The organism is Haloferax marinum (assembly GCF_009674625.1).
Classification (GTDB): Archaea; Halobacteriota; Halobacteria; order Halobacteriales; family Haloferacaceae; genus Haloferax; species Haloferax marinum.
The window spans coordinates 1,224,435-1,238,082 of sequence record NZ_WKJQ01000001.1; the positions used below are offsets into that span (position 1 = coordinate 1,224,435).

Here is a 13,648-nt window from a genome sequence, read left to right on the forward strand (position 1 = left end):
GACCGTCACCGTCTGACCGCCGCGACGAGCGCGATTGCACCCACCAACAGCAACACGACCGCCGCGATGGGTTGGCCGCCCGACGCGACTGCCCAGATGGCGTAGACGACGCCGGCACCGACGGTGAGAACGACCAGCGTCGTCGCCGCGTGAACGATTTCGAGACGTGTCGTGTCGGTCTCTCTCCCGAGGTGTTCACCGACAGAGAGTGCGTTCTCCGCGACGTCCCACGCGAGAATCGACGCGACGGCAGCGAGGAGCAATGCTTCGGTCCCCACCCCGCCGAGGCCGGCGAAGAGGAGTGCGAGGAAGAAGACACCACCGGCCGCGTCGAGCGTGCGGCGAGACCCGCGGGTCAACCCGGCGGCGATGACGAGCGTGCCGACGAGGCCGCCAACTGCTGCAGTCGCCGTGGTGAACGCGAGGGCGAGCGTCGCGAGTCCGGCAGCAGACAACGCTATCGCCGCCCCCGAACGAGTCGGCCGCCGAGTGATTTCACTCACTGCGACCACCCCGACTCTGCGCGGGCGAGGGCGACTGCGAGCGGTTCTGCTCGCCAATCGACGACGCGGATGCCGGACCGTCGCAGTTCACGGAGACGTAAGTCGCGTTCGAGGCGAGCGAGTCTGGCACCGATGGTTCGAGTCACCGTCGGGTCGGGTGAGACGACGGTGACAGCGTGACCGTACGCTTCCAGTCGGCGGGCGACGGAGACGGCGTAGTCGTCGGTGAGCGGTGAGCAGAAGATGACCTGCGCGTCGCTGGAGAGTCGCCGTCGCAGACGTTTCACCGCGATAGCGGGGAAGAACGCTTCCTTCGGCGGCGTCGGTGCAAACGCAGGGTGGGTCGCGAACAGGCGTCGAGCACGGGCGCGATGGTCGGCACCCGACGAGGGTTCGAGCCAGCACTCGTTCGGGCCGAACCCGGCCACGCCGACTCTGTCACCACTGTCGAGAAGCGCCGAAAATGCGATACTCGCGGCATCGACACTTCGTTCGACTGCCGTCTCGGCGTCCGATTCGGGGGCGACGTGTGCGTCAGAACGAGTATCGACCACGAGGACGACAGTCGCGGCACGTTCCTCGCGGAACTGGACCGTCGCGAGTTCGCCGGTTCGTGCGCGTCGATTCCAGTCGATGCGGCGAATCGGGTCGCCGTGTCGGTACTCGCGAATGGAGGCGAACTCCAATCCGGCGCCCGAAACGTCCGTCTCGACGCGTCCGGCGTATTTCGAGGTGAGTCCGCGGAGCGGGAGGTCCGCCGTCGCCGCCAGTTCGGGTTCACATCGCATCGTCGTCTCGGTGTGTATCGTCTCACGTCGCTCGACTGCACCGCTGGGGTCGCGGGCGACGACGACCGTCTCACCCCACGTGTGCTCGCCGCGAATCGCCGTGACGGTGTACGTCGTCGTCGCAGTCGCGCCGGGACGGAGCGCCGTTCCGAGGCGTGCAGGGTCGCCCGAGACGGCCAGCGCCGGTGGAACACCGTCGACGACCCGCAGGTCGAAGAGCGTCCGTGTTCCCTCGTTGGTGACGGTGAGCGTCACTTCGACGTCGTCGTCGGCGTCTGGCGTCGTATCCGAGAGTTCTCGCTCGACGGCGAGATTCACGTCGGGAACTGCGGCGATGCGGATGTATCCGAGGAAGACGACGCCGAGTCCAGCGAGTAAGAGGGGTGCTGGTTCGCGGGTGAACACACCCACTGCGGCGGCGACGAGAACGAGTCCTTCGAGGCCCGTCCAGCGTGCCGTGTCGAACCCCAGAGTCATCGGGGCGCTCCTGTGAGCTCGGCAGGTGAGTTGGCCTCACTGTCGTCGAATCGGGTTGGGTCGGTACCGACGTTCTCTATCGCCGCGATAGTTCGTTCGACGCGGGCGACCAGCACAGACTGCCCGGAGAGTAGCAGTCGAAGACGAAAGGAGAGTGGAACCGAGATATCTGCACCGAGGAAGCGGGCGGCGACGACGTCGTCTGTCCACGCCCCCGTGTCGATGAGCAAGCGAGCGTCTTCGGGGGTTCTGCCGTCGCGGAGGACGAGCGCCCGTTGCGCACGCTGTTCGAGACGTGAGACGAGGCGGTCGCGAGTATCCCATCGACTGCGGCGCGTCATGGCAGCGACGAGTTCGTCGTCGAAGTCGGACCCTGGGACAGGAACTTCGACGCGGAGTTCCGGGTCGCCAGTCGTCGAGGTCCGCATCGGTGTGTCACGGCGACGTTGTACGTATCTGAGTCCCTGTATCACCGCGAGACCGCCGACGATAGCGAGAAACAGGTCGGTGAGTTCGAGGCCGAGTGATGCGCCCGCGACGAGCGCGAACCCGAGGCCGGTGGCGACGATTCCGACGAGATACGCGAGCGAACGACGCTTCGTCATCGTCCTTCCTGTCCGGTGTGGGTCTCCCGGTCGGTGTGGGTCCCTCGGTCGGTTGTCGTCCTTCGGTCGGTGTGGGTCCCCTGTCTGGTGTCCGTCCCCCGGTCAGTGGTCGTCCCCTGCCCGGTGTCCGCCCCTTGCTCGGGAGGCGCGTAGACTGATTCGATATTTCGAAGCGCGTCGACCGCTCGTCGTTCACGTTCTGCCGTCGCCTCGGCACCGCCGTATCGGACGACTTCGAAGAGGTCTGTGAGTTCGGTTACGTCGTCTCGTGCCATGCCGGCGTCGACGGCCGCGGCGGCGAACTCCGCAGGAGTCGCGGACTGCCGGTTCGGGACGTCGAGCAGTGCCGTCATCTCTGCCCACGCGCGGAACACTTCGTTTTCGACGTCGGTCTCGCCCGATTCGATTCGCTCGGCAGCAGCACCAGCAGCACGACCGACTGCCGCGACGTTCGACTCTCCTTCGAGCGATGGGTTCGCAGATTCGTCGTCGGCGTCGGGCGTGTCACTCGTTCCGGCGACGAGCATGAATAGGGCAACCACGAGCGCGACGACAAGCAAGATACTGAACAGTATCGTCGGCGGAGAGACGCTCTGAATGCCGCCGGCACCCTCACCGAGACGTCCCCCGCCACCGGGGGCGAACAGTGAGATGTTGCCTGCGGCCGCCGCGGCACGTGTCGAAAAGGAGAAGCCTCTGTTGCACGCGGTCAGCAAGCCGAAGAGGAGAACCACCGGCGGTCCGAGCGCCAAGACGACCGCCACCGGTGGGAGCAGTGACTTGGTTTCCCAGTAGGCATAGCCGGCGACGAGGAGAAATGCGGCGGCGACGATACCGAGCACCTCGGGCGAGAAAAGCCACGGCAGACACGGCGTTGGGATACTGATACCTTCGGTGTCTCCCGAGAGCGGTTCGAATCCGGTGTCTTCTGTCTCGCCAACACCGCCGCCGCCAGCGGAACCGGCACCGAATCCAGCGGGACCGCCGTCTGTCACGACCGTCGAGTCGATAGTCGCGGCCGCGACGGCGAAAGCCACGACGGCGAGGAGGGCCAGTGCGAGCGCACCGAGAGTCGAGCGGTCCACGACAACAAGTAACAGTATCCGAGGTAAAGGCATTTCGAGGGACGGCGTAGACCGATGCGGGTTCGAGGCCCGAGAGAGACGGTGAAGGTTCTGAAAATAGTCGGGCAGACGTCTGCTATTTGCCAGTTCGAGGTTACAGAATAGCTGTCCCCATCGACACCTCGGAGACAGACCACTGTTACACGTGAACGGCGAGTCGTGACGACGTGTTCGAATGCCGGGTACCGGCCGCGGCACACCACATTTACAAGTGAATTAGCGGAGCGAAGTGAGACAGGAGTAGACCCACAGACACCACTGTTGCAAGTGAAAGCTCACGAGTGTGTGAGGGTGGTGAGTGCGGAGAGACCACGTTTACAAGTGAATTGACTCCGGACAGAATGTTCTCGGACCCACCACGATTGCAGGTGAATCGGGAGAGAGGAGGTGGCTTGCGTACAAACTCCGCCGAACGACATCACGTGCGGCCATGGTTCTGACCCCCAGTTCATGTCGGCGCTCTAGTTGAAACGATGCACTGTTGTTCTTCTAGAGACTCTCGTCTCTCGTCTTCACTTGCAACAGTGGAGTGTGTCTGTGTCCACGGTGTCAGTATCGAGACGTACCCCACGTTCGAGAGGCATCTTCGATTCGACTACCGACGTGACTGAACAACCACTCGACAACTTCTCGTGTCGTCTTCGTCAGGTAGTTCAGAAATTCACATGAATCAGATGAAATCGCGGTTTTAAATAGGGGGACGCTACAACGACCCGACGTTAATGCGCCGGTTCGAGCGAAAACAGAACGTCTTCATCAACAAGGACGCCCTTGGTGAGTCTTACAAACCCGAGCGCATCGAAGAGCGCGACGACGAGATTTCGGAGTATATGGATGCACTCCAACCTGTCGTCGACGGGTGGGAACCGAACAACATCTTCCTCTACGGGAACACCGGCGTTGGAAAGACGGCAGTGACCGAGTTCCTCCTCGAGATGCTTCTCGAAGACGTCTCGAAGTACGACGACGTCGATTTGAGCGTCATCTCTATCAACTGCAAGACGCTCAACTCCTCGTATCAAGTCGCGGTCGAACTCGTCAACGAACTTCGCCCCGCTGGTGCGGAGATTAGTTCGACAGGCTACCCACAACAGACCGTCTTCAAGAAGTTGTTCGAAGAGTTAGACGACGTTGGGGGGACGGTTCTCATCGTCCTCGACGAGGTCGACTCTATCGGTGAGCGTGACGAACTGCTCTACGAACTCCCACGCGCCCGTTCGAACGGCAAACTCGACGAGGCGAAAGTCGGCCTCATCGGCATCTCGAACGACTTCAAATTCCACGACCAACTCGACCCGCGCGTCCAAGACACGCTCTGTGAGCGCGAACTCCACTTCCCACCGTATCAGGCACCCGAGCTGCAGAATATCCTCGAATCGCGTGCAGACGTCGCCATCGCGGGCGACTCCTGTGAGGAAGGCGTGCTCAACCTGTGTGCTGCACTCGCCGCCCGCGACAGTGGAAGCGCACGACAGGCCCTCGACTTACTCCGGTTGGCGGGAGAACACGCCGAGAACAAAGACGACGACCGAATCACACTCGACCACGTCGACATCGCCCGACAGAAACTCGAACAAGAGCGTGTGGTCGAGGGGATGCGCGAACTCACCGAGAACGGGCACTTCGCACTTCTCGCAGTCGTCTCGAAGGCGGCCCACGACGAGACACCGTGTCGGATGCGCGACCTCTATCAGGAGTATCTCCGTCTGTGTAACTCCGCCGGCATCGACCCGCTGGCCCAGCGGTCGGTCCACAACCACCTCTCGGACCTCCGCATGCTCGGTATCCTCTCTGCCGAAGAAAACCGCACCGGGTCGCGTGGCAACTACTACAGTTACGCCCTCGACGTTCCGTTCTCCAGCGCGATGGAAGCGCTCTCGGACGTTCTCTCACTCGACTCCGTCCTCGACGAGATTCGGAAGACGGCACAGCAGACAAAGGCTGTCTGAGAGAGCCCGGAGGACCAAGGCTGTCTGAGAGAACTCATAGGACAAGGCTGTCTGAGAGAACCCACAGACTCACTCTGATGTCGCCAGTCGACACCTGTTAGGCTGGGCGGTTCTGCTGGAAGAGTTGCCACAGCAACAGCACACTCGCGAACGAGAAGGCCGCGAACAAGATGAGCGACGCCGTATTCGGGGTGCTGCTGAAGACAGTATTTGCTTGGCTAATCGCCCCGACGAGCGTGAGGACGAAGAGCAGGACCAACCCTCTGCGACTCGGACCGGTCGGTCTATCCATACCCAATTATGTGTTTGTACCTACATGAGTTTGCTGGAACTCGTGGATTCGTCGGAAGCCATGGGTTCGTCGGAAGCCGTGGATTCGGTGAGTGGCTCGTCGTCGGTGGCACGTCTGGCGAAGACGAACTCACTGGTCGTCCCGAGTGGGTCGTCGGCGACCCGAGTCTCCAGTCGGTCGAACCCCGCGTCAGCGAGTTGTGAAAGGGTCTGTTCTCGGCCGGCCGACGAGAAGAACATCTGGCCGCCCATCCACCCACGACGGACGGTTTCGAACCGGCCTCCGGGAAGCGTCATGAGCAGCACCCCATCGGGTTTCAGGACACGGGCGAACTCGTGGTAGACTGCCGGGTGCGCCTCACGTGGGACGTGAAACACGGCGTGATACGCTGTAATCGCGTCGACTGTCTCGTCACGAACTGGAATCGAGCGCATGTCGGCCAGCACCAACCCGGCGTCTGGAACGACTTCGCTGGCGAGTTCGAGTCCGCGTCGAGAGAAGTCGAGTCCGAGACTTCCCGGCGGGAGATTCGCGAGTGTTCGGGCACCATCACCGCATCCAACGTCGAGGACGACGGGATTTTCGGGCAGGAAAGCGACGAGTTCCGACACCAGTGCGGCATCAGACCCCGTCGGGTCTCGTGTTCGAGCGTACGTCTCAGAGACAGACTCCCACGCCTGTCGAACCGCGTCTCTATCCATGGCAGTGGTAGGGAGGGAGACGAGATAACCGTCGTCTGAGACGACGAGAAAAACGCGTCAGAACCCACGACAAACGATGCGTGCGCGTCGGTCTCTCTCAGAGAACCGACCCGTAGACGAACGACCCGACGAGCGTCGCCCCGGCCATGACCCCGAGTCCGAACCCGAGGATACGGGCCATCGCACGACGAGCGTCGGGTTCTGTCCATCCCGTATGCGTGTCGAGATGCTCTTGCATCGCCTCGATACCACGGCCGAGTGCGACAGCACTAGACCACCCGAGAAGCCCGAATCCGAAGACGAGCGACCCGAGGGCGAACGCAGTGTCGATGGCGGCGGTCAGGTCACCCAACAGGGTGGCCCCGACCAGCGCGACAGTGACGACGGCCACGCCAGCGACGAGTGCCGTTCCGACGAGATGGAGTCGAACACTCGCCTGTTCGGTGAGCGGTGGGCGTTCGTCCGCCGGAAGGTCGGGTGCTGTGGACATCGAGCGTTAATCGACCGCTTCGCGCATCCGTGGGTCCAGCGCGTCGCGCATCCCGTCTCCGAGGAGGTTGAATCCCAGCACGGTGAGTGCGAGGAAGAACCCTGGGAAGAACGACCACCACCAGACGCCAGTGAGGAGGCCCTGACTCACGCCGTTCGAGAGCATCAGCCCCCACGACGGCGTCCCGGCCTCGGCACCGAACCCGAGGAACGAGAGCGCCGCGAGGTCGATGATAGCGAGGCCGAAGTTGAGCGTACTCTGCACCGTGATGGGTGCGAGACAGTTCGGCAGGACGTGTCGAGCGAGGACACGTGGGTCTGCCGCACCGAGCGCGACAGTCGCGTCGATGTACTCGTTTTCGAGGACGGTCAGCGCTGCCCCGCGAACGACGCGGGCGAACCGCGGCGTGTAGACCAGTGTGAGCGCGGCCACCGCCCGCCAGAGACCGAGGTCGTCTGGGAAGATGGCGACGAGTGCGAGCGCCAAGAGCAACGACGGGAACGCGAGTAACACGTCCATCGTCCGCATGATGACGTTGTCCGTCACGTCGCTGTAGTAGGCGGCGATGATGCCGAGACTCACACCGAGCGTCGTCGACGCCGCGACGGTGACGGTTCCGAACAGCATCGCGTACCACGCGCCGTATGCGACTCGCGGCAGGATGTCACGTGCTTGCCCGTCGGTTCCGAACGGGAAGTCGAGACTCGGCGCAGCGCGGTTCGGGTTCGTCCCCAGTTGCGACTGGGTGATGACGTCGAGGTCGACGAACAGTCTGGCGTAGATGGCGATGAGAACCATCGCGACGATGATGGTAATCCCCGCCAACGCCAAGCGATTCGAGAGGAGTCGGGAGACGAACGGCGACGCTGTGAAGCGGTCGACGAGACCACGTTCTTTGGCGTCCACCGTCGATTTTGTCGTCGTTTTCGTGTCGGTGCTCATTGTTCGATGCGTGGGTCCAGGATGGAGTAGGTGATGTCGACGCCGAGGTTAACCAGCGTGAACAGGAACGCGAATGTCAGGACCGTCCCCTGGACGATGGGATAGTCACCGACCTTGATGGCTTCGACCAAGAGCGTCCCGATGCCGCCGATGGCGAACACCGTCTCCGTGAGCACTGCGCCGCCGAGGAGGCCACCGAACTGGATGCCGATGACCGTGATGACGGGAATCATTGCGTTGCGGAAGCCGTGTTTGAGGACCGTAATCTTCGCACCTTGGCCCTTCGCCCGAGCAGTCCGCATGTAGTCTTGCCGAATGACCTCCAGCATCGACGAGCGCATCATCCGTGAGATGAGCGCCATCGAGTAGATGCCGATGACCGACGCTGGGAGAATCATGTGCCTCGCTGCCGAGACGAACATCTCCCACTCGCCGGCGAGGAGCGTATCGACGGTGACCAGACCCGTGACGCGGATGGCCTCGACGTTGTAGAGGACCGAAATCCGGCCGCTCGTCGGGAGCCATCCCAACGTCTGGGCGAACAGCAAGATGAGAAGCGGGCCGCTCCAGAAGATAGGCACGCTGATACCGGCGAGCGCGCCGATACGGGTCGTGTGGTCCGTGAAACTGTCCTGCTTGACGGCGCTCAAAATCCCGAGCGGGATACCGAGGAAGATGCCGATGAGTTGCCCGTAGATGGCGAGCTCCAGCGTAACCGGCAGTTTGTTCGTGAGAACCTCACGAACCGACGTGTTCCGCTGGATGATGAAAGACTCGCCGAACTCGAACTGCGCAGCGTTGGCGAGGAATCGGCCGTACTGGACCCAGATTGGGTCGTTCAGTCCGAGACTCTCTCTGACCTGCTGGACGAACTCCTCGCTCGCCCGCTCCCCAGCGATCGTCAGTGCTGGGTCGCCCGGAGAGAGGTGCAAGACGGCGAAGACGAGCGACGCCACTCCCACCAACACCGGGACAAGCAACAGCAGCCGCTTGAGTACGAATCGTGTCGAAATCATGGAATGGAAAGACGAGGTCAGGCCCTATTCGAGCGTGACCAGGTTGAGGTACGGACCGCTGATGGCCGCAATCTGGAATCCACTGACGCGCGTGGAGACGCCACGGAGTTCGTCGGCGTAGTCCAGGTAGACCCACGGTGCCTCGTCGTGGGCAATCTGGTTCGCCTCGAAGTACAGCGACTCGCGCTCGGACTCGTCGTAGGTCGACTGGCCCTGCTCGACGAGGTCCATGTACTCTTGGTTCGCCCACGCAGAGCGGTTACTGGTGTTGTAGCCTTCGGTGTCGAAGCTAACCCAGTCCTGCCCGTCGGTGAGTTGGTCTTCTTCCACCTGCGGGTGGAGCAGGACGTACATGAAGTTGTCCGGGTCGGCGTTGTCGGTGTACCAACCGAGGAAACAGGCGTCGTGGCGTCCCTGTGCCGTGTATTCGAGGAACGGACCGAACGACTGCTGGTTGATGTCGACTTCGATGCCGACGTCGCCGAGGTTGGACGCGACGGTCTCTGCGGTCTGAATCGGCGACGGGTTGTACCCACGTGGGTTCTGGAACGTCGCGAGTTCGAACGAGAAGCCGTCACCGTAGCCGGCCTCTTCGAGGAGGCTCCGTGCCTGCTCGGGGTCGTACGGGTACGGGTCGAGGTCGGTGTTGTGACCGAGGACGTTCGGTGGGAGTGGCTGGCTCGCCTGCGTCGCGAAGCCGGAGTAGATCTCGTTGACGATTGCTTCCGTGTTGATGGCGTAACTGACTGCCTGACGGACGCGCTTGTCGCGGAACTCCTCACGGCTGGCCATGTTGAACGCCATGTAGCCGATGTTGATACCCTCGGTTCGGACGAGGTCGGCGTTACTCGCGTTCTCGACCTGAATCGACGACTGTGCACCGAGACCGTCGATGATGTCGAGTTCACCGCTCGCGAGTGACTGCGCACGCGTGGAGTTCTGACCGATCGTCACGAAGACGACTTCGTCCACGTTGGGACCGTCGCCCCAGTAGTCGGTGTTCGCCGACAGACGGATGAGTTCGTTCGCGTCGTCGAGGTTCTCGAGTTGGAACGGACCGGTACCGACTGGGTTCTTGTTCAGGTCCGTGCCGAGTTCCTCGATTGCGGCCTTGGAGTGAACGGCAGCCGCGAACATCGCCAGGTTGCGCAGGAACGGCGCGTACGTCTGGGTCAGCTGAATCGTCATCGAGTAGTCGCCGTCGACCTGAATCTCGTCGATCCAGGCACCGAGCGTGAACGGACCGTAGGCGGAGACGTAGTCGTCGCCACCGTAGTACTCGTAGTCGCTGTCGACGAAGCGACGGTACGTCGCGACGAAGTCCTCTGCGGTGAACTCTTCGCCGTTGTGGAACGTGACACCCTCACGGAGCGTGATGGAGGCCGTCTGGCCTTCGAGGCTGTACTCGGTCGCGAGTCCTTGCGTCAGCGTGGACTGGCCCGGTTCGAAGTTGATGAGCGTGTCGTAGAGCTGTTCGGTGACCTTCGCGACCTCACCACTCGTACTGTTCTGGAAGTCGAGCGTCGGGGAGTGACTCCCGCGCCCGTAGCGGAGAACCTGTGGGGACCCGTCGTCGCCACCGTCGCCACCCTCGGTCTCGGTTTCGGTCGCGTCGCCGCCACCGTTTCCGCCTTCGGTGGTGGTTTCGTCGCCGTTTCCGCCGCCGGTACAACCAGCGAGTGCCGCGGTGGCCGCGGCCGTCCCCGCCGCGCTCAAAAAGCGACGTCGGGAGACGTTATTGCCATCTTGTGACATACGAGTAACTATCTATCACAGCCTATAAAAATAACGAAGCGACCGTTAGGTGAATGCGAGACAACACCGCCTCTGTCCGATAAATGTGGGTGAAAATACAATACTCGATTTGCTCGAAATCGAGTAGTGTCCTCGTTAGTTATTCAACAGGTGGCACGCCGCAGGATGTTCCCCAGTTCCAAGTTCGGGAGAGTCTCGTTCACAGACACTTTCGAACTGGTCTCGAAGGACCTCACTCGCCCGGTCCCAGTCGTCGTCCACGACGAATCCGAGTGCTCGGTCGACGACGTCGGTCAGGTTGGGAGAGAGCGTGTGTGAGAGGTGTGACTCGCGGAGTTCTTCGACGACGGCGCTTTGGTCGGGCGCCCCACCATCGGCAGAGACCTGCGTGGCCTCGGCGTGACTGCCCTTTGTCGCTTCGTCGCGCGCGGTGGCAACGTCGAGCGTCTCACGCTCGATTCGCTGACGGAGGTCCATCACCTCGCGATAGGCCGCCTGTTCGATGTCGAGGTCTTCGGGTGGGATGACCTGTGGACACCGCGTCCGGAAGTGACAGCCAGACGGTGGGTTGATGGGACTCGGCACGTCGCCTTCGAGGATGATTCGGTCGTCGGTGGACGCCGACGGGTCCGGTTCGGGGATGGCCGACAGCAGCGCTTGCGTGTAGGGGTGCTGTGGGTCGTCGAACAGTGCGTCGGTCTGTGCGACTTCGACGATTTCTCCGAGATACATCACGGCGATTCGGTCGGAGATGTGGCGAACGACCGAGAGGTCGTGTGCGATAAAGAGGTAGGTGAGACCGAACCGTTCTTGCAAGTCTTCGAGGAGGTTGAGAATCTGTGCTTGGACACTCACGTCGAGCGCCGAGACGGGTTCGTCGGCGACGATGAAATCTGGGTCGACGGCGAGTGCACGGGCGATGCCGACACGCTGGCGCTGACCGCCGGAGAGTTCGTGTGGGTACCGGTCGTACTGGCCGACCTCTAACCCGACGGCGTCGAGCAGTTGGTTGACGCGGCGACGTTGTCGCTCACGGTCTGACTCACCTGCAGTGACCGACACGTCGATGGCCGTCACCGTCTCGCCCTCGCGTTCGACTTCGACGTCGACTCTGAGGCGTTCTTCGATGGAGACGTCCACCTCGGTTCCGGTGACGGCCACGTCGACGTGTGCCGTCGCGACCCCATCAGACGACCCGACGATGGCGTCTATCTCGTCGGAGACGCTGACGGTGACGCGGTCGGGGTCGATGCCCGAGATGTCGACGTCAACTTCGCCACGGACACCGGGGGTAGACGCCGGTAAGTCGTGAACTTTCAGCGGTTCTCGGATGGTCTGACCGACGGTCATCCGCGGGTCGAGCGACGACAGCGGGTCCTGGAATATCATCTGCATGTCGCGCCGTGTCTTCCGAAGTTCGTCGCTGTCGAGGTCCGAAAGGTCTGTCCCGGCGAAGACGACGCGACCGTCGGTCGGGGGCGTCAGATGCAGGAGACTGCGACCGGCGGTGGACTTTCCACACCCGGACTCACCGACCAGACCGAGCGTCTCACCTTCGAAGACCGTGAAGTCGATTCCGTCTACCGCTTTCACGCTCTGCCTCTCTGTCCCGACGAAGCGGTCCAAGAGGCCTTCTCCTTGCTGGTAGTACTTCTGAAGCCCATCGACTTCGAGCAGTGGTTCGTCCGACGGTTCCGACGTCGATTTCTCCCCGATGTACTCCGTCCCGTACTCGTCGGTGTCGAAGTCGTCGAGGACACACTTCGCCCGATGTTCGGTCCCGGTGGGACCGTGTTGCTTGTACGGAATCTCGCCGGCCGTACACTCCGGTTGGGCCCACGGACATCGCGGTGCGAAGTGGCACCCGTCGGGCATGTCGATGAGGTCGGGGACGTTGCCCTCGATGGGCGTCAAGCGCTCTTTTTCTTCGCTCGGGAGCGATTCGAGAAGCGTGTAGGTGTAGGGATGCGACGGGTTGTGGAATATCTCTTCGACTGGCCCTTCTTCGACGATTTCTCCGGCGTACATGACGGCGACGCGGTCACACGTCTCGGCGACGACGCCGAGGTCGTGCGTAATCATCAGGACAGACATTCCGAGCTCCTCTTGGAGGCCGTCGATGAGGTCGAGAATCTGCGCCTGAATGGTCACGTCCAGCGCCGTCGTGGGTTCGTCCGCGACGAGCATTCGGGGTTGGCACGCGAGAGCGATTGCGATGAGGACGCGCTGGCGCATCCCACCGGAGAACTCGTGTGGGTACTCGTCCACGCGAGCACCGGGTTCCGGGATGCCCACCGATTCGAGCACCTCGATAGTCCGCTCGACGATTTCGTCGTCGATGTCGCGGCTGATTCGCGGCAGTAGTTCGCGAAGCGCGTTGAACCACGAGTCTTTCCGGCGACCACCGTACTGGTGGAGTCGGAGACTCTCGGCGACCTGTTCGCCGACCGTCAGCGAGGGGTTCAGCGAGGTCATCGGGTCCTGGAAAATCATCCCGATTTCGCTGCCACGGACGGTGCGGAGAGCTTCTTCGGGTGCCTGTACGAGGTCGATGATATCGCCATCGACGAACTCGGGGTTGTCGTACTGGGCGCGGAACTCGTCTGCGAGATGTGCGCTCTCCAGTTCGACGCTCCCAGAGACGATCTCACCGGGGTCGTCGACGAGTCCCATCGTCGAGAGGGCCGTCACACTCTTTCCGGACCCCGATTCGCCGACCAAACCGACCGTCTCGCCTTCACGGACAGTGAGGTCGAGTCCATCGACTGCCTTGACACGCCCTCGGTCTGTCGAGAACTGTGTCCGGAGGTCCGAAAGAGAGAGCAGATTCGTCATTGTTTGTCAGTGACCATCATATGATAAAATATCTTTTTAATTATTACTGGACCCGAGCACGTCGACACAACTCGCGTTCGACTCCTGAGACGACGAGACGTGGTCTCTGACCTCGTCTCTGCCGCTCTCGTCTGCGGACCCGACAGCAAAGCGAAGGTTTAGGTAGCGCAC

12 protein-coding genes are annotated in these 13,648 nt (G+C 62.2%); 1 reads left to right on the forward strand and 11 read right to left on the reverse strand.

Annotated features, from left to right (window positions below):
* Positions 1-5: 5 nt before the first annotated feature.
* The 4 genes from GJR99_RS06255 to GJR99_RS06270 are packed head-to-tail and all read right to left on the reverse strand — an operon-like array spanning position 6 to position 3,458.
* Positions 6-512, reverse strand: coding sequence for a DUF7519 family protein (locus tag GJR99_RS06255; protein WP_151110339.1), 507 nt, complete (start codon positions 510-512; stop codon positions 6-8).
* Complete coding sequence (locus tag GJR99_RS06260) at positions 500-1,768, reverse strand: DUF58 domain-containing protein (RefSeq protein WP_151110341.1); 1,269 nt, start codon at positions 1,766-1,768, stop codon at positions 500-502. The genes GJR99_RS06255 and GJR99_RS06260 overlap by 13 nt, the downstream gene beginning before the upstream one ends.
* The gene (locus tag GJR99_RS06265) at positions 1,765-2,373 is read right to left on the reverse strand and encodes a DUF7269 family protein (RefSeq protein WP_225317603.1); all 609 of its coding nucleotides are present in this window, start codon (positions 2,371-2,373) and stop codon (positions 1,765-1,767) included. The genes GJR99_RS06260 and GJR99_RS06265 overlap by 4 nt, the downstream gene beginning before the upstream one ends.
* Positions 2,370-3,458 carry a DUF4129 domain-containing protein gene (locus GJR99_RS06270; protein WP_151110343.1) on the reverse strand — a complete coding sequence of 363 codons (1,089 nt, stop codon included), beginning with the start codon at positions 3,456-3,458 and terminating at the stop codon, positions 2,370-2,372. The genes GJR99_RS06265 and GJR99_RS06270 overlap by 4 nt, the downstream gene beginning before the upstream one ends.
* A 761-nt stretch (positions 3,459-4,219) precedes the next feature.
* Here GJR99_RS06270 and GJR99_RS06275 point away from each other — a divergent pair.
* Positions 4,220-5,446: an orc1/cdc6 family replication initiation protein gene (locus GJR99_RS06275; protein ID WP_151110345.1), complete on the forward strand. Its 1,227-nt coding sequence runs from the start codon at positions 4,220-4,222 to the stop codon at positions 5,444-5,446.
* Positions 5,447-5,543: 97 nt separating this feature from the next.
* Here the strand turns inward: GJR99_RS06275 and GJR99_RS06280 are convergent, their stop codons facing one another.
* The 7 genes from GJR99_RS06280 to GJR99_RS06310 form a co-directional block, all read right to left on the reverse strand.
* Positions 5,544-5,738, reverse strand: coding sequence for a hypothetical protein (locus GJR99_RS06280; protein ID WP_151110347.1), 195 nt, complete (start codon positions 5,736-5,738; stop codon positions 5,544-5,546).
* 20 nt (positions 5,739-5,758) lie between these two features.
* On the reverse strand, positions 5,759-6,439 hold the full coding sequence (locus tag GJR99_RS06285; RefSeq protein WP_151110349.1) for a class I SAM-dependent methyltransferase: 681 nt from the start codon (positions 6,437-6,439) through the stop codon (positions 5,759-5,761).
* Between the two features lie 97 nt (positions 6,440-6,536).
* Positions 6,537-6,929, reverse strand: coding sequence for a DUF7268 family protein (locus GJR99_RS06290; protein WP_151110351.1), 393 nt, complete (start codon positions 6,927-6,929; stop codon positions 6,537-6,539).
* A 6-nt stretch (positions 6,930-6,935) separates the two neighbouring features.
* A complete protein-coding gene (locus GJR99_RS06295) occupies positions 6,936-7,871 on the reverse strand; it encodes an ABC transporter permease (RefSeq protein WP_151110353.1) in 936 nt (311 codons plus the stop codon).
* Complete coding sequence (locus tag GJR99_RS06300) at positions 7,868-8,887, reverse strand: ABC transporter permease (protein ID WP_151110355.1); 1,020 nt, start codon at positions 8,885-8,887, stop codon at positions 7,868-7,870. Before GJR99_RS06300 ends, GJR99_RS06295 begins: the two co-directional genes overlap by 4 nt.
* 24 nt (positions 8,888-8,911) lie before the next feature.
* Positions 8,912-10,642, reverse strand: a complete 1,731-nt coding sequence (locus GJR99_RS06305; protein ID WP_151110357.1) for an ABC transporter substrate-binding protein — start codon at positions 10,640-10,642, stop codon at positions 8,912-8,914.
* A 135-nt stretch (positions 10,643-10,777) separates the two neighbouring features.
* Positions 10,778-13,477 carry an ABC transporter ATP-binding protein gene (locus GJR99_RS06310; protein WP_151110359.1) on the reverse strand — a complete coding sequence of 900 codons (2,700 nt, stop codon included), beginning with the start codon at positions 13,475-13,477 and terminating at the stop codon, positions 10,778-10,780.
* Between the last annotated feature and the right edge of the window lie 171 nt (positions 13,478-13,648).

Excerpts from the sequence above, each read along its gene's own strand:
- GJR99_RS06265 (WP_225317603.1), bottom strand. The coding sequence starts at position 2,373 with ATGACGAAGCGTCGTTCGCTCGCGTATCTCGTCGGAATCGTCGCCACC.
- GJR99_RS06305 (WP_151110357.1), bottom strand. The coding sequence starts at position 10,642 with ATGTCACAAGATGGCAATAACGTCTCCCGACGTCGCTTTTTGAGCGCG.
- GJR99_RS06275 (WP_151110345.1), top strand. The coding sequence starts at position 4,220 with ATGCGCCGGTTCGAGCGAAAACAGAACGTCTTCATCAACAAGGACGCC.
- GJR99_RS06295 (WP_151110353.1), bottom strand. The coding sequence starts at position 7,871 with ATGAGCACCGACACGAAAACGACGACAAAATCGACGGTGGACGCCAAA.
- GJR99_RS06260 (WP_151110341.1), bottom strand. The coding sequence starts at position 1,768 with ATGACTCTGGGGTTCGACACGGCACGCTGGACGGGCCTCGAAGGACTC.
- GJR99_RS06285 (WP_151110349.1), bottom strand. The coding sequence starts at position 6,439 with ATGGATAGAGACGCGGTTCGACAGGCGTGGGAGTCTGTCTCTGAGACG.
- GJR99_RS06290 (WP_151110351.1), bottom strand. The coding sequence starts at position 6,929 with ATGTCCACAGCACCCGACCTTCCGGCGGACGAACGCCCACCGCTCACC.
- GJR99_RS06300 (WP_151110355.1), bottom strand. The coding sequence starts at position 8,887 with ATGATTTCGACACGATTCGTACTCAAGCGGCTGCTGTTGCTTGTCCCG.
- GJR99_RS06310 (WP_151110359.1), bottom strand. The coding sequence starts at position 13,477 with ATGACGAATCTGCTCTCTCTTTCGGACCTCCGGACACAGTTCTCGACA.
- GJR99_RS06280 (WP_151110347.1), bottom strand. The coding sequence starts at position 5,738 with ATGGATAGACCGACCGGTCCGAGTCGCAGAGGGTTGGTCCTGCTCTTC.